This is a genomic window from Commensalibacter melissae (assembly GCF_009734185.1).
GTDB lineage: Bacteria > Pseudomonadota > Alphaproteobacteria > Acetobacterales > Acetobacteraceae > Commensalibacter > Commensalibacter melissae.
Genome location: NZ_CP046393.1, coordinates 1,277,242 through 1,298,479, shown reverse-complemented (window position 1 = coordinate 1,298,479; position 21,238 = coordinate 1,277,242). Strand labels below are relative to the sequence as shown.

16 protein-coding genes are annotated in these 21,238 nt (G+C 37.5%); 6 read left to right on the top strand and 10 right to left on the bottom strand.

The annotated features are described in order from the left end of the window. Positions 1 to 27 precede the first annotated feature (27 nt). Together greB and gshB are read left to right on the top strand one after the other, a co-directional pair. The gene (gene greB, locus GN303_RS05765; protein WP_110438227.1) at positions 28 to 513 is read left to right on the top strand and encodes a transcription elongation factor GreB; all 486 of its coding nucleotides are present in this window, start codon (positions 28 to 30) and stop codon (positions 511 to 513) included. 15 nt (positions 514 to 528) lie between these two features. Continuing rightward, positions 529 to 1,488, top strand: a complete 960-nt coding sequence (gene gshB / locus GN303_RS05760) for a glutathione synthase (RefSeq protein ID WP_110438226.1) — start codon at positions 529 to 531, stop codon at positions 1,486 to 1,488. A 17-nt stretch (positions 1,489 to 1,505) separates the two neighbouring features. Here gshB and GN303_RS05755 read toward each other — a convergent pair whose 3' ends face one another. After that, complete coding sequence (locus GN303_RS05755) at positions 1,506 to 1,688, bottom strand: hypothetical protein (protein WP_146206645.1); 183 nt, start codon at positions 1,686 to 1,688, stop codon at positions 1,506 to 1,508. 204 nt (positions 1,689 to 1,892) lie between these two features. Here GN303_RS05755 and GN303_RS05750 point away from each other — a divergent pair, with 204 nt between their 5' ends. Genes GN303_RS05750 through GN303_RS05740 form a run of 3 tightly spaced genes read left to right on the top strand, consistent with a single transcriptional unit; the run spans position 1,893 to position 4,899 of the window. Continuing rightward, positions 1,893 to 2,567 (top strand): class I SAM-dependent methyltransferase, encoded by a 675-nt coding sequence (locus GN303_RS05750; RefSeq protein ID WP_370552722.1) that lies wholly within the window; start codon positions 1,893 to 1,895, stop codon positions 2,565 to 2,567. Positions 2,568 to 2,605: 38 nt separating this feature from the next. Continuing rightward, the gene (locus GN303_RS05745; protein WP_110438224.1) at positions 2,606 to 3,937 is read left to right on the top strand and encodes a cbb3-type cytochrome c oxidase subunit I; all 1,332 of its coding nucleotides are present in this window, start codon (positions 2,606 to 2,608) and stop codon (positions 3,935 to 3,937) included. Further along, positions 3,934 to 4,899: a heme o synthase gene (locus tag GN303_RS05740; protein WP_110438223.1), complete on the top strand. Its 966-nt coding sequence runs from the start codon at positions 3,934 to 3,936 to the stop codon at positions 4,897 to 4,899. Before GN303_RS05745 ends, GN303_RS05740 begins: the two co-directional genes overlap by 4 nt. 150 nt (positions 4,900 to 5,049) lie before the next feature. On the opposite strand, the gene GN303_RS05735 is transcribed toward GN303_RS05740, so the two are convergent. From GN303_RS05735 to GN303_RS05715, 5 genes are read right to left on the bottom strand one after another with little or no spacing between them, the layout of a single operon-like run. Beyond that, entirely contained in the window at positions 5,050 to 6,120 is a 1,071-nt protein-coding gene (locus GN303_RS05735; protein ID WP_231504007.1) for a Tim44 domain-containing protein, read from the bottom strand. Between the two features lie 30 nt (positions 6,121 to 6,150). Continuing rightward, positions 6,151 to 7,488 (bottom strand): TldD/PmbA family protein, encoded by a 1,338-nt coding sequence (locus GN303_RS05730; protein ID WP_110438222.1) that lies wholly within the window; start codon positions 7,486 to 7,488, stop codon positions 6,151 to 6,153. Further along, on the bottom strand, positions 7,485 to 8,750 hold the full coding sequence (locus GN303_RS05725; RefSeq protein WP_110438221.1) for a M16 family metallopeptidase: 1,266 nt from the start codon (positions 8,748 to 8,750) through the stop codon (positions 7,485 to 7,487). Before GN303_RS05725 ends, GN303_RS05730 begins: the two co-directional genes overlap by 4 nt. Positions 8,751 to 8,763: 13 nt before the next feature. Beyond that, the gene (thrC, locus tag GN303_RS05720; RefSeq protein WP_110438220.1) at positions 8,764 to 10,164 is read right to left on the bottom strand and encodes a threonine synthase; all 1,401 of its coding nucleotides are present in this window, start codon (positions 10,162 to 10,164) and stop codon (positions 8,764 to 8,766) included. Positions 10,165 to 10,188: 24 nt separating this feature from the next. Beyond that, complete coding sequence (locus GN303_RS05715; RefSeq protein ID WP_110438219.1) at positions 10,189 to 11,328, bottom strand: L-dopachrome tautomerase-related protein; 1,140 nt, start codon at positions 11,326 to 11,328, stop codon at positions 10,189 to 10,191. A 196-nt stretch (positions 11,329 to 11,524) separates the two neighbouring features. Here GN303_RS05715 and GN303_RS05710 point away from each other — a divergent pair, with 196 nt between their 5' ends. Next, entirely contained in the window at positions 11,525 to 13,408 is a 1,884-nt protein-coding gene (locus tag GN303_RS05710) for a tetratricopeptide repeat protein (protein WP_110438218.1), read from the top strand. Here GN303_RS05710 and GN303_RS05705 read toward each other — a convergent pair. From GN303_RS05705 to GN303_RS05690, 4 genes are all read right to left on the bottom strand, one after another. After that, entirely contained in the window at positions 13,398 to 16,325 is a 2,928-nt protein-coding gene (locus GN303_RS05705) for a [protein-PII] uridylyltransferase (protein ID WP_110438217.1), read from the bottom strand. The genes GN303_RS05710 and GN303_RS05705 overlap by 11 nt on opposite strands. A gap of 63 nt (positions 16,326 to 16,388) precedes the next feature. Continuing rightward, positions 16,389 to 19,031 (bottom strand): DNA mismatch repair protein MutS, encoded by a 2,643-nt coding sequence (gene mutS, locus GN303_RS05700; protein WP_110438216.1) that lies wholly within the window; start codon positions 19,029 to 19,031, stop codon positions 16,389 to 16,391. A gap of 27 nt (positions 19,032 to 19,058) precedes the next feature. Continuing rightward, entirely contained in the window at positions 19,059 to 20,612 is a 1,554-nt protein-coding gene (gene murJ, locus GN303_RS05695; RefSeq protein WP_110438215.1) for a murein biosynthesis integral membrane protein MurJ, read from the bottom strand. Positions 20,613 to 20,672: 60 nt separating this feature from the next. After that, complete coding sequence (locus GN303_RS05690) at positions 20,673 to 21,161, bottom strand: glutathione peroxidase (RefSeq protein WP_110438214.1); 489 nt, start codon at positions 21,159 to 21,161, stop codon at positions 20,673 to 20,675. Positions 21,162 to 21,238 lie beyond the last annotated feature (77 nt).

The following is a 21,238-nucleotide window of genomic DNA, read 5'->3' as shown; positions in this document are numbered from 1 at the left end:
ATTATTTTATAATTTAGGTTTGTTTATATGTCTTTACCTTATATCACCCCTTGGGGTTATACACGTTTGAAAAAGGAATTATTGCAACTATTGCATGAAGAGCGTCCAAAAATAGTGGAGATTGTTTCATGGGCAGCCGGTAATGGAGATCGATCTGAAAATGGAGATTATCTTTATGGAAAAAAAAGATTGCGTGAGATTGATCGTCGGGTTCGATTTTTATCCAAACGGTTAGAGAACGCACAAATTGTAAACCCCATTGATCAACAGGGAAAAGATCGGGTTTTTTTTGGTGCTACAGTGCGCTATTTAACCGAGGATGATTGTGAGCATAGGGTTACTATTGTTGGAACAGATGAAGCAATCACGGAAAAAGGGCAAATAAGTCTAGTATCCCCTGTAGCTAGGGCATTAATGCGTGCTAGAGTAGGGGATGAAATAAGGTTGCAAACCCCTGTTGGTGAAAAATACCTTGAAATTTTAGAAATCACTTATGATGCAGAGTCAGAATAGAATGGATATTTAAAAATGTTAAAAATCGCGGTACAAATGGATCCTTTGGAAAAGATAAATATTCATGGAGATTCAACATTTGCATTGATGCTCGAGGCACAGGCTCGTGGTTATTCACTTTTTGTTTATTCTGTAAATAGCTTAAGTTTGTTCAATAATGAAAAAAGTAAGTATGTAACAGCACGAGGTCGAAAAGTTAATATTCAAAAGGTTACAGGTGATCATGTAAAATTTGGAGAAGTGGAAACCGTGAATCTGGCAGATTTTGACGTGCTGTTGATGCGCCAGGATCCACCTTTTGATATGGGATATATTACTGCCACACATATTCTGGAACGTATTCATGGTGTGGGCAAGGACAAGGTATTTGTTGTAAATAATCCAAAATCCGTTCGAAATTCACCGGAAAAATTAATGGCTACATTTTGGCCTGAATTAATGCCTCCCACGCTTGTTTCTCGTGATGTCGAAACAATTCGGATGTTTAGGGAGGAATACAAAGATATTGTTGTTAAACCGTTGTTCGGGAATGGGGGTGTAGGCGTTTTCCGCATTCAGGATGAGGATGAGAATTTTAATGCATTGTTAGAAATGCAGTTTTCAATATCCAATGAACCCCTGATGGTGCAACGTTACGAGCCTTCCGTTAAAAGGGGAGACAAAAGGATTATTTTAGTTGATGGGGAACCTATCGGTGCAATCAATCGAGTTCCGCAAAAAGGAGATATGCGATCCAATATGCATGTTGGGGGAGTGGCGGAGAAAACTCAATTAACTGAACGGGATCTTTATATTTGCTCTAAAATAGGTAAAACCCTGAAAGAGCAGGGGTTGATTTTTGTTGGGATAGATGTATTGGGGGATTACCTTACTGAAATTAATGTCACCTCACCAACAGGGTTACAAGAGCTGGACCGTTTTAATCAAATGAATTCTGCCGCTTGTATCTGGAATGTTATTGAATCCTATCTATAATGAAAAAGAATTAAAGATTATTTTTCTTTGTTATCACTGGATTGATCAGAATTCGATTTTGAAGGCATTGGCGGTATCGGGTCATCCTTGCCAAATTTGTTATCAAACCACTCGTATATTTCACGATGTTTTAGGTAAGTAAAATTATAGCTCCATAGTATGATTGATCCAATCGCGAGGATCCATACCACAATTGTCATTAACATTTTAACGCTTAAGTCCTAATTATATTTTATTTAATTTGTTAACAAAATGGAGTATAGACATAATTCGGGAAACAATAAAGAGTGTTCGATGAATTTTGATTATCCAAAGAAAAATTATAAAAAATAATACTTTAATTTTAAGATAAATAAAAAAAATTTCTATTTTTGTGAAATTGGATTATAAGGTGTTATTTTTGTATTATTTTGTTATTTCACCAAATTTGGAGCAATAGCGTGTCTCCTTTACCTCATACTGCCTTAAATGCAGATGCAGTTAAGCTTGCCTATCGTCGCTGGGCCAAGGTTTATGATACTGTTTTTGGTACAGTTTCTTCATTTGGCCGACGATGTGCCGTTGAAAAGGTTAATTCTTTACCGGGGAAAAAAATATTAGAGGTGGGTGTCGGAACTGGCCTAGCTTTACCTTCTTATCATAATGATAAAAGAGTGACGGGTATTGACCTTTCAACCGATATGCTGGAAAAGGCCAAACAGCGTGTGAAAAAAGAAAAAATCGATAATGTTGATGCATTGTTGGAAATGGATGCTGAAGCAACGACTTTTGAAACGGATTCTTTTGACATTGCGGTCGGCATGTTTGTTGCCTCGGTTGTGCCTCATCCAGACCGATTGTTTAAGGAATTACAACGTGTAGTGAAGCCTGGTGGGCATATTCTTTTTGTGAATCATTTTATAGCTCAAAAAGGACTCCGGTCATATGTTGAACGAATTATGGCTCCTGCCTCCAAGGCATTGGGTTGGCATCCCGATTTTGCCATTCAGTCCTTGTTACCACCAGAAGTGTTAAAAAGGGCTGAAGTAAATTCGGTTCCGCCTTTAGGATTATTTACTTTGGTTAGTTTTGAAAGATAGATATAATCTAAAAAAAGTATATTTGTGGAAAATTATTAATGAAAATCAATTATAAAGTAGGAATGAGTGCCATTATTTTGGCTATCTTGGCAGGATTAAGTGGAGGGATCACCGCTTTATATTACCAACTGAATGAATTTCTACCTTTATTATTTCAAATTCATGACAAAACTGCCACCATTAACATTTTCCAGACTCATGCCAGAATGATGGTTTTTTTTGTCTTACAGCCAGCATTAATGGTAGCCTTCGGTTCATGGTTCTTTCCTGTTTTAATTGGAAGTAGAAATTTTGCGTTTCCATTAGTCAATATCCTTTCTATCATTTTATTATGGACGGGATTTTTCTTTAATTTTTTTTCCTTTTTTAATTCAGAAACTGGATTGATGAGCTTGATAAGCCTGGTATTTTGGTCAATTGGTGCGGTTTTATTTTCAATTAATGTCCTTGTTACTTTTATTAATAATCGTGGGCAGGATATTAAATATTACTCAATTCCCCTATTTGCCTGGATGCATGTTATAAGTGCGAGTTTTTTATTGGGAGTGGGATCAATATTATTGGGAATATTAACACGAGATTATTTCAATTATAATATGCAGTTGGATTGGGCGATTTCACAAACTGTAAAAAATTTCGTTTTTCCCATGGTTGTAGTTTTAATCTTGCCATCATTTGGTATCTTATTTCATATTTTTCAGACAATCTCGGAAAACAGAATCAAATCGGATAAAATTTTATTAATTGGCATTACAACAGCATTCTCTCTTCTATTATTTTTATTTTGGAATAAATCCATATTTACAGAAGTCTACTTTCAGACAGATTCATTTGTGAACATCGAAACTATATTTGCTGTTGGTTTATATGGATTGATATGTGTTTTAAGTATTTTTGCATTGAACTTGTTTAAAACAGGCTTAAAAAACATATCAACGCCTATGTTATGGTCGTTGGGTTGCTTGTTCCTTTTACTTTTTGCTTGGCCATATAAAGGATTAATTCAAGGAATAAATCAGATTCATTCAACTCTAACTTATGCAATTATATTATCAATTTTTGCAGGGTTTTATTTTTGGATGGGTAAAATTTTTGGAAAACAATATTCAGAATCAATGGGAATTTCACATTTTGTGATTACAATGATTGGAATTGTTCTGACATTGAAAATAATCCCATTAGGTAGAAACACAGTTTTTTGGGGTGACATATTTATGGGACTATCCATATTTGTTTTTCAGGGTGTGATTATCAATGCCATATTTTATAACGTGGTTAAACCTGTAGCCAATTATTGGGGTAAAGGTGCAATCACGAATGAATGGAAATTGCCTTCTCCCATGTTTACTGCAAACAAGCAAAACAGATGAGTAAAATTCAGATTGAGAATAATGCTGTCAACCAGCGTATACGCTTCGACCCACTAATTGTTGGAAGCAATGTCAGGGATTGGTTCCTTCTGTTAAAACCGAGGGTTATTTCTTTGGTTGTTTTTACAGGAATTGTCGGCATTATTTTGGCACCTGGATATGCAAACCCTTTTATTTCTTTGATAAGTATTATTTGTATTTGTCTTGCGTCAGGAGGTGCTGGTGCCATTAACATGTGGTACGATCAGGATATTGATCGTGTTATGAACAGGACTATAACCCGTCCTTTGCCCTCGGGGAGGGTTCAATCTTCAGATGCTTTGATTTATGGGGTAACTGTATCCATTATCTCTGTCATCCTTATGTTTCTGGCTACAAATTTTTTTGCAAGTTTTATACTGGCGTTTTCAATATTTTATTATAGTGTGATTTATACAGTTTGGTTAAAAAGATCAACCCCGCAAAATATTGTTATTGGTGGGGCAGCGGGTGCTTTTCCACCCTTGATAGGTTGGATAAGTGTAACTGGACAGATCCAATTATTCCCAATAATACTATTTTTGATTGTTTTTTTCTGGACACCTCCCCATTTTTGGTCTTTATCCCTATATGCTTGTAAGGATTATGGACGGGCTGGTATTCCCATGCTTCCAGTTGTAAAAGGGGCCAGACATACACGGTGGCAGATTTTCATATATACTATTTTGTTGGCCATTGTCAGTTTATTGCCTGTGTATTTTCATTTCACGCATAGCGTCTATATGGTGGCAGCGTTGATATTGAATGTCGGATTTATGTTTATGTCCATTTGTGTTTTACTTGAAAAACAGGATCATTCAGGAAAAAGTTTAAGAAGCGATAAAGCGGCAAGATGGTCTTTTCGTTTTTCTTTGATTTATCTCTTCTTTTTATTTTTAGCCTTGATTATAGATCATTATATTTATGATTTATGGGGTGTCTAATATCAATCATGATATATTTTGAAAAAAAAATATCCCTTGAAGAAAGGCAGGAAAAAAAACGCCGTAACATTCAAAGGAATAAAATTTTATTTTATGCATTTTTGGGATTAAGTGGAATTTTATATATTATCACCTTAATCAAAGTTTAAATTATTTCTGTTGTTGGATGGCAGACAACAACCACCAATTATGATCAACCGATCGTACGAAAGTCCAAAGTTCTGTTACAGTTACAGGCTGATTTGGATTACCTTCTACAACGTTTCCGTTATTGTCGGTCGTTATATCGATTAGCGAATAACGCATAGCCACTGTAGCATATTCACGTGTACCTTCTGTCCAAACTTCGGAAAGATCCCCTTGTTCAAATTGTACATTTGAAGTGCTGTTATGCAGACCTTTACTAGCCAAATCGGTAAGTTGCTCATTGAAATAAGACACCATCTCGGGAGTGGCAATTTTTTGCATAATTCCCAAATCCTGATGATTCCAGGCTTCCTGTATTTCGATGAGTCGTTGTTGGAAAACAGTATAATCGTTTTGATTAAGTTGTATATTTGATTCCTTGATATATTCCTTAATCGGATTTATTGAATTATTGTTTCCTTGTTCTTTATTAATGGCAGAATTTTTGCGAAAATAACGGATACCAAACCATACCAGAAGCCCAAGAACTATAATCCATACAAGAGATCCTGATGAATTATGTTTTTTGGGTGTCTGTTGAGACATTGGTGTCGGATGTGATTGCATTGTATTGGGATCTGACGGATTCATGTTCTGATCAGTATTTTGATTGGCATTAGCAGCAGGAGTTTGGGCGTTGGTTTGATGATGACCCATCAACATATCATAGGCAGCTGCTCCGGCAACTCCTCCGGCAACTCCTTTAAGAAAATTTCCTCTTTGCGGAGCAGTTGCGTTATTGGGGGATATCTGTCGCGTAGTTGGAGCTGACGGTGCTATAGGGCGCGCATTAAAACCTGAATTATTAGTTGCTGGAGGTCTCGTCATGGTACGTTGAAAAGATTGTCCTCCATTAGGTGTTATTCTAGTATAGGAAGGTGAGCTGAAGGTTCTGCTTCCCCTGCTACCCATGGAAAACCCTCGTCCTGCTCTTGCTTCAGCTTGATGAGAGGAAGAAATGAGGAGCGGGGGGCTAATCAAAGCAGCACTTAATAAAAATAACAGTGTACGGCTGTGTAAGGTCGCACGTTTCATTTTATTGATCCATCTCTTAAGGTTATCAAATTATTGTCCAGCAATACTGATTTCATCAATCCGTAGAGTTGGACTATTAGTAGTATATCTGAAATCAAGATCGTTTGCGACGTGAAGTTTTGAAAACATGTCCATTAGATTGCCAGCAAGTGTGAATTCCATAATTGGTTCAGCAATTTTTCCATTTCTGATCATAAACCCACTGGCACCACGACTATAGTCACCTGTGACAATATTGACCGATGAACCTAATAGTTCTGTTATGTAAATACCTTCTGCAATATCTTTCATCAATTCTTCGGGGGTTTGTTCGCCAGGCTGAATATACAGATTGGTTGTCGTTGGTGTGGGTGGAGATGATGGACCTCTGGTTGCGTGACCGTTGCTTTGCAGACCGAGTTGTTTTGCTGTACGATTGTCTAACAACCAATTGGCTATTTTACCAGAATCAACCAGTTTCAATTCTTCAGGAAACAATCCTTCAGCATCAAAAGGACGAGATGCCAACCCTCTTATTTTGTATGGATTATCAATAATGGTTATATTTTCGGGAAAAACAAACTGTCCCATTTTCTCTTTCAAAAAAGAAGTTCCTTTTGCAATTGCATGACCATTTAATGCACTTGCCAGATGAGAAACAATGCTGTTGGCAACCCGAGGATGAAAAACGACAGATAATATACCTGTTTTGGGTTTGGAAGGATTTAATTTGGCCAACGTTTTACGGGCGGCATTTTCACCGATGATTTTGGGGGACTGTAAATCCTGAAAATGAACAGAGGAATGAAAGTCATAATCTCTTTGCATTTCTGTACCGGTTCCTGCCAGAACACAAACAGCCAGCGAATGAGAGGTACGTTGATAAGATCCCAAAAAACCCTTACTGTTTGCCAAGGTCATAGCTGTCTTGCCATAACTGCAGCTTCCTCCCATACTATTTGTTATTCCTTTTATGGTTATTGCGGCAGTTTCCACGGCTTTGGCTTGTTCAATCATCTGTTTGGTTGATTGTTCTGTAGGGTCATACAGATCTAGCTTTTGCGGTTCAATATAATTTTTTTCTGAGGGTGCGGGCAATTCGGCATAGGGATCCTCTGGCAATATTTTTGCCATTGAAATAGCATGCTCTACTAGCTTTTCCATATTCTGTTGTTGCAAATCAGTTGTTGAGACTGTTGAAACGCGTTTGTTAACTAAAACTCTTAATCCAACTGTTTTTGATTCGGAACGTTCAAGCTCTTCCACCTGACCATTTCTGACCTGCACACCAACGGATGTAGATTCAAGATAGATTGCATCCGCATCGGTCGCCCCTGCCTTTTTAGCCTTTAAAATCAGGTTTTTGATAAAATCTTTATGATCTGTCATTGTGCAAGACTTTCGGTAATACTTGATAGAAATGGAACGTTTTCAATAGGACCCAGTGCTGTTAGCGTGGGAACACGGGTAAAAATGTGTTTTGCAGCTTGGCATATGTCATCAAGGGTGACAGCATCAATGCGTTTGGAAATTTCCTGGGGGGAAATGATCCGGCCATAAATCTGTAAATGACGTGCAAGTTGTTCACAACGGCTGTTAGTGCTTTCCATTGACATTAACAGGGAAGACTTTAATTGAGCCTTGGTGCGTTGTAATTCTTCGGGCTTGATGTATTTTTGAATATTTTTCAATTCTTGTACAAGAACAGGCATTAATTCTTTGACCTGTTCTTTACCAGTACCTGTATAAATACTGAATATTCCATCATCCTGATGGGTAAGGTTATAAGCGTAGATTGTGTAAACAAGCCCTCTTTTTTCTCGTATTTCCTGAAAAAGACGAGAGGACATTCCGCCACCGAGAATAATAGATAAAAGAATGGAGGCATAATAACATGGATGTTTGAATGTAAATGATGGAAAGCCCAGAATAATATGTGCCTGATCCAAGTGTTTTAATTTTCTGAATTCCCCACCTTTATATAGGGCTGCAACAGGAGAGACTGATTTTTTTTTTGGTAAGTCTTTGAAATATTTGTTTACATACGCAACAATTTTATTGTGTTCAATATTACCAGCTGCAGAGAAAATAATATTTTCCGCATTATAATGTGAATTCATATAGTGTTGCAGATGTTCTTTTTGCAAAGATCTGATAATACTGCTTGTCCCAAGAGTGGGACGTCCCATTGGTTGATCGGGATAAGCGGTTTCCTGGAAATAATCGAAAATGATTTCATCAGGTGTATCATTAACTTGACCGATTTCCTGAAGAATAACACTTCTTTCTTTTTCAAATTCTTCCGCATCAAAAATACTATGGGTCAAGATATCGCCTAGAATATCTGTCCCCAGTTCCACATCATCCTTTAAAAGTTTAAGATAATAGGCTGTAAGTTCGCGGGCGGTAAAGGCATTGATGTGTCCACCAACATTTTCAACCGTTTCCGCAATAACGGATGCAGAGCGCGAGTGTGTACCCTTGAAAGCCATATGTTCCAGAAAATGGGATATTCCATTTTCTTCAGCCTTTTCATATCTTGTCCCGACTGAAACATAAGCTCCCATGGAAACGGTTTCTACATGTTTCATCTGTTCAGTCACGATCAACATGCCGGAAGGAAGACGTGTGATATTTATGGCTTGATTCATAATTATCCTAAAATTAAAAATTATTTTGATAGGCTACAGTGCGGACTGAATTTTCAATCGCTTGTAAATCTGCAGGAAGAATTTGATAGTTTTCTTTTCTTTCATATAAATCCGCCATTGCAAGTGGCAGTGGAGGAAGAATTCCTGTTGCCTGTTTTATCGCATCAGGGAATTTGGCCGGGTGAGCTGTTGCAACAGTTACCATAGGGACATCTTTTTCAAGATATTTTTGTGCGGTTATTATCCCGATTGCAGTATGTGGGTCTGCAAGATACAGTGAATCTTTGAAAATTTTTGTAATGGCTTTTTTCGTTTCTTCATTATTCAGTGACATTCCCTTAAAATTCTGCGTCGCTTTTGTCCAGGATTGTTCAGGAATATTCATTTTTCCATCCTTGCGGAAATTTTGCATGATTTGACAGCATTGCGCTGCATCACGATCAAGCAATTCAAAAAGCAACCGTTCAAAATTCGAAGAAATCTGGATATCCATTGAGGGAGATAAACTCGGTTTTACCTCTTGTATACTCATGTCATTATTTAATAAAAAGCGTGTTAGGATATCATTATGATTGGAGGCGACTCCTAAAAATCTAATGGGGAGTCCTATTTTCTTTGCCGTCCATGCAGCAAGTATATTGCCGAAATTTCCTGTTGGGACAGTAAAGGAAATCTCACGGTCAGGAGCGCCTAAACATAGTGCCGCATAAATATAATAGGGAATTTGTGCGGCGATACGCCCCCAATTAATGGAATTTATGGCAGATAAATGCATTTCTTTACGGAATGGCATGTCCGCAAACATGGACTTGACTAAATCCTGGCAATCATCAAAGGAACCTTTAATGGCAATATTATTGATATTGGGTGAAAGGACGGTTGTCATTTGACGACGCTGAACTTCTGAAGTGCGTCCATAGGGATGTAAAATAGTGACCGTAAGATATTTACTGTCCTTAAAAGCCTCTATTGCGGCAGAGCCTGTATCGCCTGACGTCGCACCTACAATTGTGATATGCTCCTCTCGTTGACTGAGAACATAATCAAACAGGCGTCCCAAAAGCTGCATCGCCATATCTTTAAAAGCCAGGGTGGGACCATGAAAAAGTTCCTGAACAAAAAGGTTGTGTTCGAGCTGAACCAAGGGGACAATTGCTTTATGGTTAAAGTTTGCGTAGGATTGTTTGCATAAATCCAAAAGGATGGGAGCAGGTATATCATCCCCTGTAAATAAACCAATAATTTTTGCGGCAAGTTCTGAATAATCAAGCTTTCTCAATTCTCTAAGATCATTATGGGAAAGGTGTGGCCAGGTTTCAGGAATATATAAGCCTCCATCTTCTGCAAGACCCGTAAGGAGCGTATGAGAAAAATTTAAAATTGGGGCTTGTCCCCGTGTGGATATGTAACGCATGGTAACCTGTATTTTAGATAGAGTTTATTTTAAGGGTGGAAGGTCAATTTTGTAAATCGTCAAAGGCCATTTAATCGTTGAATGATTATTATGATCCAGTGCCGAATGATGGATAAACTGATTTACAGGAGTATATAGGGTTTTATCCTGTAGAACAAAAGGATGAGCGGGCCATTGTAGGCGGGGATCCGTAACAATTTTATTTAAAATGCGTCCCTGGGTAAAACGATAGATACTGTTTGTGGAGATGTCAGTAAAATAAAGATTGCCTTCATTATCACATGTGATCCCACCTGAAGAGGGAGTTTCAAGCCATAGAATCATCGCTTCATTTAATTCGGATTCCGAATATGTAGGATCATTGAGATACATGGTGTCGATACGATAAAGTGGACCACTGACAGCCTGATAATAAAGTCTTTTCCCATCGGGGGTGATTGCGATTTGGTTAACGTTGAAAAAAGAATTCTGATCGCTACTTGGACGTATAAGATTATGATTGACGATAATGGGTTGTCGAGAATATAGGCTGGATGAATTGCTTAAGACACGTCTGGCTTGATTATTGTTTAAATCCATAATAATCAAGGCGGGGGCACCTTTATCTGCAAAATAAGCATGATGGTCGTGGACAGCCAACGCATTAAAAACCGATTTAGGCAAAATGACAGAGGAAGGAATGGGATAGGTATCAACAACCTTATTGGTTTTTGTATCTATCTTAATTATTTTAATGCCTTTTTTATTTGGCTTGTTCCCGAATTTATCGATACCATTATCAATGATCCATAGATAACCATCAGGTGTTAAGGTCATTCCAGACAATCCAACAAATGCGTTTGAGGGATCAAGGTTGGATGTCTTGTTCCAGTCATTCCATTGACCTCCCGGATATGGAGTAACTGAGTTATCAGCGTTTATAGTTGCCAGAGAAGGGCCTGAATCTCTATTGTAATTGAAAAATTGAACAAAAATTCTTTTTTCCGTATCAACCGCAATATAATTTGGAATATATTGATTAACAGTTGCAACGCTTTGTAACGCATTGGATGGTAATAGAGAGGGTTGATCTAATTTTTGCTTTGCCATACCCTTGTCAAAAGAGACGAACACAACCATCAGGATCATGGACAGGGCAATGAAACAATATTTTAAAATGCTCATGATGAATATTCTATTACCAGTTAATTTTTGTTTATTTATAAGTTAAAATCAAAGATTATGATAGAGACAAACCTTATTTAATACTGTTATTCTCATAATAGAATAAAAAAAATGTATAACGCACGAAATTTTAAACCAAAAAATTTGTATTGATTAATTTTTGACCATTCTTCTGTTTATAAAGTGACATTTGTTTATGACAAATTATAAGCTGTTGATAAAATTGGGTATGGATTACATATCCGAGGGAAAATTTCAAGAAGCGGATCAAGCTTTCTTTGAAATTTTAGAAAGCAATCCTGATGAACCAGATGCATTATATGGGCGCTCACTTGTTTTTTATATGGCCAAAAGGTTTGATCTATCCATAGGTTTCGCAGGTAGGGCCGTCCAACTTTCTTCCAAACCTGAATATTATGTAATTCTTGGGAAAGCGTTGCATTGTCAGGGTCATTTAAATGAGGCTAAATCAGCGCTAAAAAGTGCAATTATTTTACAACCATCCGATGATCGGGCATTAAACGCCATAGCAAGAGTTTATAACGATTTAGATGATTATACACGTGCCGAACAGGCATTTAAGCAGGCGGTTGAATTACAACAGAAGACATTCAATTATTGGAATGATTTGATCGATTTTTATTGGGATCGGCATTTTTATGAAACAGCTTTGTCGGTTGCACAGGAATCTGTCAGGAATAATCCAGGAGAAATAGATTTTCTATTCAAACTTGCATTGGTTTTGCAGGCGTTAAATTTGTTGGATGAAGCTGTTATTGTTTATAAGAAAATTATTCATTTAAAACATGATGATTACGGTGCCTATGCTAATTTAGGGGGGATATTATTTCAATTAAATCAAATTGATGAAGCCAAACATTATTTGGAAAAAGCATTTGATAAGCAGAATGACAATTCAGAATGTCAGGTTAATTTGTCCCTTGTTTATATGGCAGAGGGATCATTGCTGAAATCTCTAAAGTTACTGAAGAAGGTTTATGACAAATTTCCGGCAGATCTGAAAATAGGCTTGAATTTAGGTACGTTATTTTTTGAATTAGGAATGATTGACGAGGCTGAAAAACTGTATATTAGATTGTTTCATGATGATGATTTACATTTTTTGTCAGAGGAAGATCAGAACAGAATAAAATATAATTTGTCATCGATATTATTGGCTAAGTGTCAATTTAAAGAAGGCTGGAGACTTATGGAATCTCGTCATCCTTTACTTGAAATTGCTCCAGAATATTCTGATATACCTTTTTGGGACGGGAAAGTGCTAAAAGGCACATTGCTGATAAGATCAGAACAGGGATTGGGGGATATTCTTCAGTTTATCCGGTATCTACCATATTTAGATAAAAACCTTTCTATAATTTTGGAAGTTCCTTTACCAGTATATCGATTGGTTGGATTGGTTATTGTTCAACAAGAATTAAATAATATTTGTAAAGTTATTGTAAAAGGGGAGGAAATTAATCAGCCAATTGATTTCCAGGCAAGATTAATGAGTTTGCCCTATTTGTTAGATATTAATTTCATTCCAATTATGCCTACAGTTATTCTTGATAAAACAAATGAAATAGTTTTGCATGAAAACAAATTTCATGTTGGAATTTGTTGGGCAGGTAGTCCGGATTATCGATTTGACCGAATAAGGTCTATATCTTTTAAATTATTATCAACGTTATTTTCAATTCAACATGTGATTTTTCAATCTTTACAAATTAATTTTTCTCAGAAATTACTTGATAAATATAAAATATTGACTTTACCACAGGGTGATTTACTTGATACAGCCATAATTATGCAGAAAATGGACTTGATCATAACAGTTGATACTGTAATAGCGCATCTTGCCGGTATTTTAGGTAAAGAGACCTGGCTTTTAAACCGTTATGGTGGGGACTGGCGATGGTACAATCAAAGTCCCGATATACCAAAAAAGAATTTGTGGTATCCAACTTTGACATTATTCAAACAAGAAAAAGCGGGGAATGGGGAAGAGAGCTGGCAAGCTGTTATTGATAAGGTAAAACTTGCATTGGAAAAAAAAGTAAGTAAATTTATAAATTGATATTTTCTGACTGAGGTTGATGCTGTGTTACCTTAGATTTTTCAGATTGTTGACCAGTAATTTTTTCTTCAGCTTGGTATAGTTTTTGAAGAATAGCGTCTCTTATGAGAGATAATTTGGTTTTATCTTGAATTTTTAGACCAAACGCGTCTTTAACATAGAAAACATCCACAGCTCTAATACCATAAGTTGTAATATGGGCGGAACTTATCTGTAGATTTTGTTCCTTAATAGTCTTTGTCACATCATAAAGTAAACCAATCCGGTCACGTCCATTAATTTCAATGACGGTAAAACTGTTAGAAGCCTGATTATCTATAACAACACGGGGAGGGACATGAATTGCCCGCATACGTCTTCCATATAACAGGTGATGGGAATAATTATATATGCATTGTTCTATGTCTGTTTTCTGTTCGAGAGTTGAATGAATTAATTCCTCAACTCTTTTCAGGCGGTGGGGTTCATCAAAAACATCTTTGGAGGCATTTTGTATCCAGAATGTATCCAGAATCATGCCATTTGTAAGGGTGTGAATTCGTGCATCCACAATGGATGCCCCAGCAATTGATAGGGCACCTGCGATTTTTGAAAATAAACCGGAGTGATCCTGTGTATAGATGGTGACTTCTGTGACACCACGGTCATGAATGGGATGGGTATGGACCGTTAGGGGAGAGCTTGATTGATTCGCTTTTGTAATTATTTCCGCGTGGCGCAAATATGTGTCTTGATCAAAAGATAGCCAATAACTGGCATATCCCAGCTTGATAAAATTATCAATTTCCCATGAATTGAATTCTTTGCTATTCAACAGGTTGGTGATACTATCTTTACTCTGGTGGACTCGGGTATCTTGTTCAGCAGTTGCAAGACTTCCTTCTAACACCTCGGATATTCGGTTGTAAAGTTCGACTAAAAGGGTAGCTTTCCATGCATTCCAAACTTTATCGTTAACGGCACGAATATCAGAAACGGTTAGTAAAAATAATAAACGAAGACGTTCTGGAGATTGAATGGTATCAACCAGATCCAAAATTGTTTTTGGGTCATCGATATCGCGTTGAAATGCAGTACTGCTTAAAAGCAGGTGATGAAGGATAAGCCAGGAAACGGTATCTGATTCATCGGCTGACATATGCAATCTTGCACAAATATTAACCGCCATTTGAGAACCAAGTTCAGAATGATCTGAACCTTTGCCTTTGCCTGAATCATGAAGAAGGGTGGCAAGATATAATGCCCGTCGTGACTGTAATCCCTGAATGAGTTTGTAGGCAAAATGTAAATCCTCGGGATAATATCCTGCTTCGAGTAGCGCCAAAAGTTTGACAGCTTCAATACTATGTTGATCAACGGTAAATACATGATAGGTATCAAATTGCATCTGTCCCACCATATGACGCCATTCAGGAATGAACTGACCCAATACACCTGTTGTATTAAGGATTTGCAGCCAATGAAAATTATATTGTTCGTCCGAGACTGGGTCAAACGGAACAGCTATCTGACGTTCATTTTTATTCTGGCTTAGACGTTTATAGCGTGCCTTTGAAGTAAGTAATTTCGGTATATCGCATAACAGATCAAGGAAAATATGGGAAGCCTCTTTGTCCCCACGTAATAGGTTGGTCTGTCGTTCCGCTCTGATCATTTGATGAATTGCCAGAGGATGAATGGCACGTTTTTGGGTCTGGGCAATCTTAAGCATCCGCATCATGTAAATGGGTTGATTGTCAAATGAAATTTTTGGCGTTGGAAAAAGCTGGTTTTCTAAAAGGGCAAAACCGGTATGTTCAAGAAATTTATTGTTTTGGTAATCGGTTATTTTGAGCCGTTGGGCATGAAGATATAAAGCCGCCTCGATAACATAGGTTAAACGCGTTATTTCGCGGGCCGTAAGAAAATAATGTCGCATAAATCGTTCAACACCGACTTGTTGTCCATGTCGTGTGTATCCCATCCTCCCCCCAATGATGGGCTGCATATCAAAAGTCAATCGGTCTTCAGCTCGTCCTGCGATATAGTGCAACTGAAAACGAACCGTCCATAAAAAATTATGCGCTCTCCTTAAACGTCGAACCTCTTGTTCATTCAGTACATTCAAGGATCCGATATATGGATTGATGAAGATATTGTCCTGCTGATTTAACCCGAGGATATAGCGGCATTCCCAATGAATTGTCTGTAAGTCTCTTAGTCCTCCCAAACCTTCTTTGATATTAGGTTCAACTAGATACGGAGTTTCTCCAAATTTTTTGTACCTGTTTTTTTTCTCTTTACGCTTTTCCTGAATATAACGAACATCACCCACGTTTTCATGGGTCCTTTTGAATTCAATACTAAATTGGTTGAAAAGTTTTTGATCTCCGCTTACAAAACGTGAATCAAGTAAAGTGGTCAAAATGGTTATGTCTTTTTGTGCTGTTGAAAGACATTCCGAGATGGAACGTGTGGCATGACCAACTTTTAACCCTAAATCCCAAAGAAAATATAAAAATTGTTCAATCGTATTAAGCAGATTGCTTGAGGGATGCTCAGACGTTAAAAAAAGAAGGTCGATATCACTGAACGGGGCAAGGGCCTTTCTTCCATATCCACCTGTCGCGACCAATGCTATGGAATGTGTGGCGATATCTGTGGCAGGTAAGGTTTTATAGATAAAATCAAATATAACGGTAATTAAACCGTCAATATATTCGGCCAGTTCCGTGGCGGCTTTCAGTCCTGGAATTTTGGATATCTCAAATTCGGATTGAATTTGTGTCTGTATGCGCCCGAGATGACGTCTGAAAATTTGAAGCAATTCCTCTCTGGATAAATCTGGATTATTATTTAAAATCTTTTGAACGTAATTGCGAAGAGATTCTGTCGCTTTTTCAGGGTTAGAGGAGAAATTAAGTAAAGATTGCTTCAATTTATTTAACCAATTTCATAATAGAATAAAGGGCATTTACAGATAATAATTAAAAAAAAATCATCATCTATCAATAACTTTTTTTAGTTTATAAAGAATATTTATGGCATCCATTGGAGTGATTTGATCAGGATTGATTTCCATAAAGGCAGTTTCTATTTCATTAAGCATTTTTCGTTTTTTAGTATCAAAATTTACTTGGGAATGATCCTGATTTCCAACCGTTGCATCAGTGTCTGATAGAGGAAGTGAGATTTGGGAACCATACTGTTGCGTTTCAAGAGTTTGTAAAACCGATTTTGCCCTGTTTAACGTTGTTGTTGGCACACCTGCTAACTGTGCGACATGAATACCCCAACTATGTTCGGCTGCGCCAGGCACTACCTCATATTGGAAAATTATGGAACCTTTCCATTCTTTAATTTTCATGGTAAAATTTTGTATAAATGGCAAATGATGGGTCAATTGTGATAATTCATGAAAATGTGTGGCAAAAATTGTACGACATTGTATCGTATTATGCAAGGTTTCTAATATAGCCCAAGCGATGGCCAATCCATCCAGAGTTGAAGTTCCTCTTCCTATTTCATCAATTACAACAAGAGAACGGGGACCAGCCTGATTTAGAATTGAAGCTGCCTCGGTCATTTCAACCATAAAGGTTGATCGGCCATTGGCAAGGTCATCAGAGGCACCCACCCTTGAGAACAGGCGATCGACAATTCCAATTTCGGCATTTATTGCAGGTAAGGGCAAACCACTTTGTGCAAGAATGACGTTTAGGGCGACTTGTCTTAGGAATGTTGATTTTCCGGCCATGTTAGGACCTGTAAGCAGCATAACCCTTTTATTGTTGGATAAATTGCAGGAGTTGGGTGTAAACTTATCAGGTTTTTGTAACGCAGCCTCAACAACTGGATGGCGTGCGTTTTTAAGTGTGAAGCGTGTATCATTGGTTAAAGTTGGTACACACCATTCTTGCGAGGAATAAAGCGTCGCACATGCCTGTAAAACATCAATGACGGCAATGGCGTTTGCCAGAAGCGGCAAATCCCTTTCCCGTAACGTTTCCTCAATCAGCTTATCAAAAAGCATCTTTTCATATTCTGCAGAATTGGAGGAAGCTTCAAGGATCTTTGTATTTAAGATATTTAATTCGTCGGTTGTATAACGTGCAAGATTAACTGTTCCCTGTCTTAAAATCAGTTCTGGACAATCTTTTAATTTTGCGGCTGCAGTACGACTAAGCTCAATGATATATCCCAATTGGTTGCTAAATCGAATCTTTAATGTGGAGATATCATATTTTTTGCAGTATTTTTGTTGCAAATCAATAATTATTTGCCGGCTTTGCTGATGAAGATGACGGTAAGTGTCAAGCTTTTCATCATAACCCTCTTTGATAATTGAACCCTCTTCCAGTTTAAGGGGAGGATTTTCCATCAAGGCTTTGGTTAAATTTTCAAGAAGGATGTTTCCTGATAAAAGATAATGTTTGATTTTATGGATATAGGGTGGAGTCCGGTCAATTTTTTTTTCGTATTTCGACAAGATTTGTGCTATTTTTCTGGCAACATGCAAACCGTTTCGTATGGATGCCAGATCACGGGGAGAACCTCTGCCGACCGAAATTCGACCCAAAGAGCGGGAAATGTCTGGCGAACCTTTCAGGGTCTGGCGTAGAAGGGTTAAAAGCTGTGTATTTTGATATAGATAAATCCATCCTTTTTGTCGGGCTTCAATTTTATCGATTTCAGTCAGGGGTGACGACAGCCAATTTGCCAACATTCTTGAACCTGGTGCCGTAATGGCACGGTTAATGCTGGAAAATAGGGTAAATTGGTTGTTGCCGGCATTATTTTCAAGAATTTCAAGACTGTTTCTCGTTGCTGGATCAATAGCTAGGATTGATTCGTATTTTTGTGATTGAGGACGTGATAATTGTGGAATTCTACCATTTTGTGTTTGGCCAATATAGGTGATCAGTTCATATCCAGCAATAATTTCTTCATTTTTGAAATCACCTAGTGCGGATAAGGAGTTGATATTGAATAAAGTCGCAAGTTGTTTTTGAGCAATCTTGATATTACTGATTTCATTCAATATTGTTTGACGATTTTCATAAGAATTTAGATATAATTGATTGGGTGCCAAGATTTCAGAGGGATTGATACGGGCTAAAAAATCATCTAATTGAAAGGATTTGAAATAGCTAGTTTCAAAAATTCCTGTTGAGATATCAATCCATGCCGCTCCCAGATTGGAGGAATTTTTTTTAAGGTCAGGGATGATACAAAGGATATAATTTGGTTGAGAAGCGTTTAATAATTCATCTTCGGTCAGGGTTCCTGGAGTGATTAAACGTATAACAGCTCTTGAAAGCGGGCCTTTTTGATTTTTTCCTCTGTTTTTTGGACTTTCTGTTTGTTCTGCAACGGCAACCTTGAATCCTTTTTTGATGAGACGAGCAAGATAGGTTGCAGCAGTACCAACGGGAACACCACACATGGGAATTGGCTGTCCGGCATGGGTACCACGAGCAGTCAGGGCAATATCGAGTGCATTTGCCGCCGCTTCTGCATCATGAAAGAACAGTTCAAAAAAATCACCCATTCTAAAGAAAAGAAGGGCATCAGGATGTTCTTTTTTAAGAGAAAACCATTGTGCCATTACGGGTGTGGCACCTTTTGCAGAAGGAAGTGTCATATATACCTGTTTAAACTGCTTTTTTATTTATCGTTTCAAAATTCTTTGTCTGACTTTTAGGCAAGTCGAATTCAAATCAATGATATCAAGAATGTGAAGAATTCCTCCATAAACAAGTCCGCCTGTTAATACTAAAATAGAAAGATCTATTATACGAAATAAAATTGGGTTTTTAATTATATTTTGAAAGAAAATCATTTCTGTCAAAAATATGCTCAAACTCATGATGAATGCGGCAACAATCATATAAATGATACGTTTTATTATAGAAACTGGTAGGTAAAACGCATCTTTCTTCCATAAAATGAAAGCAAGGGCCCCGACATTAGCAATGGCCGCAATACTGCTTGCCAGAGGGGGGCCCATATGGGCAAGAGGATACATGAATATAAGATTCAGGATGAAATTCAACAAAAGGGTGAATATACCGATTTTTACAGGAGTAGATGTATCACCACGGGCAAAAAAACCAGGAGATAAAACCTTGATAAGGATAAAGGCTGGAAGGCCAACTGTATAGGTCCGTAAGGATTGAGCTGATTTATAGACAGCGTCAAGATTAAAAGCACCATGACCAAATAAAGTTGAAATTATAAGAGGGGCCAAGGTAAATAAACCAAAAGCTGCAGGAAGTGTCAAAAGCAAACAATAATCAAGAGTTTTATTTTGAATGGATAAGGCAGCTTCTTTATTTCCGGTATTAAGCTCTTTTGTTAATAGGGGTAATAGGGTTGTTCCTGCAGCAGCTCCTAGAACACCAAGGGGTAGCTGATTAATTCGGTCAGCAAAATACATGACTGAAACGCTACCGGTCGGTAACAAGGTGGCGATGATTGTATCAATGGTTAAATTGATCTGTGTGATGCCACTTCCAATAATGCCGGGGGTCATCTTCCTAAAGAGTTTTTTGATACTTGGACTTAATTTTGGTCGATGGAAAAGGATAGTGACCCCAGCTTTTCTTGCCGCTAACCATAAAATGCCAAACTGGGCCACTCCTGAAATTGTAACACCCCATGCTGCAGCCCATGCTGCGTTTGGCATAAAAGGGGTTAGCCAGAGCAGCGCGGCAATTCCAAATATATTAAAACTGACATAAGCAGCAGCAGCAATGCTGAAATGATGTAAACTGTTCAAAACACCAGCCAATAAAGCTGCTCCACAGATTAAGATCATATAGGGAAAGGTAATACGGCTTAAAATAATGGCTTCATGATAACGATTTTTATCGGTGGTAAAACCTGGAGCTATGATGTGAAGCAGTTGGGGCATAAAAATTTCACCCAGTAAGGTGAAAATCAACAAGATGAATATAAGAATATTGAACGATTCATTTGCAAATTTCTTAGCCTCGTTAATATTTTTCTTATCAAGAGTTAGGGTGAATAAGGGGACAAAAGCGGCGTTAAAAGCGCCTTCACCAAATAAACGGCGAAACATGTTTGGTAACCTAAAGGCAACCTGATAGGCATCCTGTAAAGAACCGGCCCCAAGAAAGGCGGCAAGCAGTTGATCCCGAACCAGTCCCAGAAGACGGCTTAACATGGTCCATCCACTGACTGTTAAAAGATTTTTAAACATTGAAACCTTTACCAAGGTGGAGGTGTTTTATAAAACAATATTATTTAGTTATTATCAGATTTATAAATCATAGGCTACACGTTCAACCGCATTAATAAACCTCTTGGATGAAGGACGTGTTAAACATGAGTACCAAGATGACAACTTACCCTGACGGCTTATAATATATTTATAGAAATTCCATCTTGGTTTTGATATATATCCCCCTGCCTTATTCAGCCATTGAAAAAGTGGAATGGCCTGTTTTCCCTTTACATGGCTTTTTTGGGCCAGAATAAAATCAATATGATAACGCTTAAGACAAAAATTCCTGATTTCTTCATTTGTTTCAAACTCTTGATTGCCGAAATCACCGGAAGGAATGGCGATAATATTCAAATCCCAATTTCTAAAATAAAGCCATAAATCCTGTAAATCTTCATATTGAGGCGTAAATTTACAATGAGACGCGGTATTGATAATTAATAAAGGCTTACCCTGAAATTTACCAAGGTTAATACTTTCTCCTGTAGAAGAGGATATAGTTAAATCATAGAGTGATGTGGTCATTATATATGTTATGGATTCAGTTTCGTTGACAAGATTTTTAAAATTTTTTTTATTATATTAAATATTATTTCAAATAT

What these genes read in the sequence shown, in the direction of transcription:
- GN303_RS05755 (WP_146206645.1), bottom strand. Translation starts at nt 1,688, where the DNA reads ATGACAATTGTGGTATGGATCCTCGCGATTGGATCAATCATACTATGG.
- thrC (WP_110438220.1), bottom strand. Translation starts at nt 10,164, where the DNA reads ATGCGTTACATATCCACACGGGGACAAGCCCCAATTTTAAATTTTTCT.
- GN303_RS05725 (WP_110438221.1), bottom strand. Translation starts at nt 8,750, where the DNA reads ATGAATCAAGCCATAAATATCACACGTCTTCCTTCCGGCATGTTGATC.
- mutS (WP_110438216.1), bottom strand. Translation starts at nt 19,031, where the DNA reads ATGACACTTCCTTCTGCAAAAGGTGCCACACCCGTAATGGCACAATGG.
- GN303_RS05740 (WP_110438223.1), top strand. Translation starts at nt 3,934, where the DNA reads ATGAGTAAAATTCAGATTGAGAATAATGCTGTCAACCAGCGTATACGC.
- GN303_RS05690 (WP_110438214.1), bottom strand. Translation starts at nt 21,161, where the DNA reads ATGACCACATCACTCTATGATTTAACTATATCCTCTTCTACAGGAGAA.
- GN303_RS05710 (WP_110438218.1), top strand. Translation starts at nt 11,525, where the DNA reads ATGACAAATTATAAGCTGTTGATAAAATTGGGTATGGATTACATATCC.
- gshB (WP_110438226.1), top strand. Translation starts at nt 529, where the DNA reads ATGTTAAAAATCGCGGTACAAATGGATCCTTTGGAAAAGATAAATATT.
- GN303_RS05745 (WP_110438224.1), top strand. Translation starts at nt 2,606, where the DNA reads ATGAAAATCAATTATAAAGTAGGAATGAGTGCCATTATTTTGGCTATC.
- greB (WP_110438227.1), top strand. Translation starts at nt 28, where the DNA reads ATGTCTTTACCTTATATCACCCCTTGGGGTTATACACGTTTGAAAAAG.
- GN303_RS05735 (WP_231504007.1), bottom strand. Translation starts at nt 6,120, where the DNA reads ATGAAACGTGCGACCTTACACAGCCGTACACTGTTATTTTTATTAAGT.
- GN303_RS05715 (WP_110438219.1), bottom strand. Translation starts at nt 11,328, where the DNA reads ATGAGCATTTTAAAATATTGTTTCATTGCCCTGTCCATGATCCTGATG.
- GN303_RS05730 (WP_110438222.1), bottom strand. Translation starts at nt 7,488, where the DNA reads ATGACAGATCATAAAGATTTTATCAAAAACCTGATTTTAAAGGCTAAA.
- murJ (WP_110438215.1), bottom strand. Translation starts at nt 20,612, where the DNA reads ATGTTTAAAAATCTTTTAACAGTCAGTGGATGGACCATGTTAAGCCGT.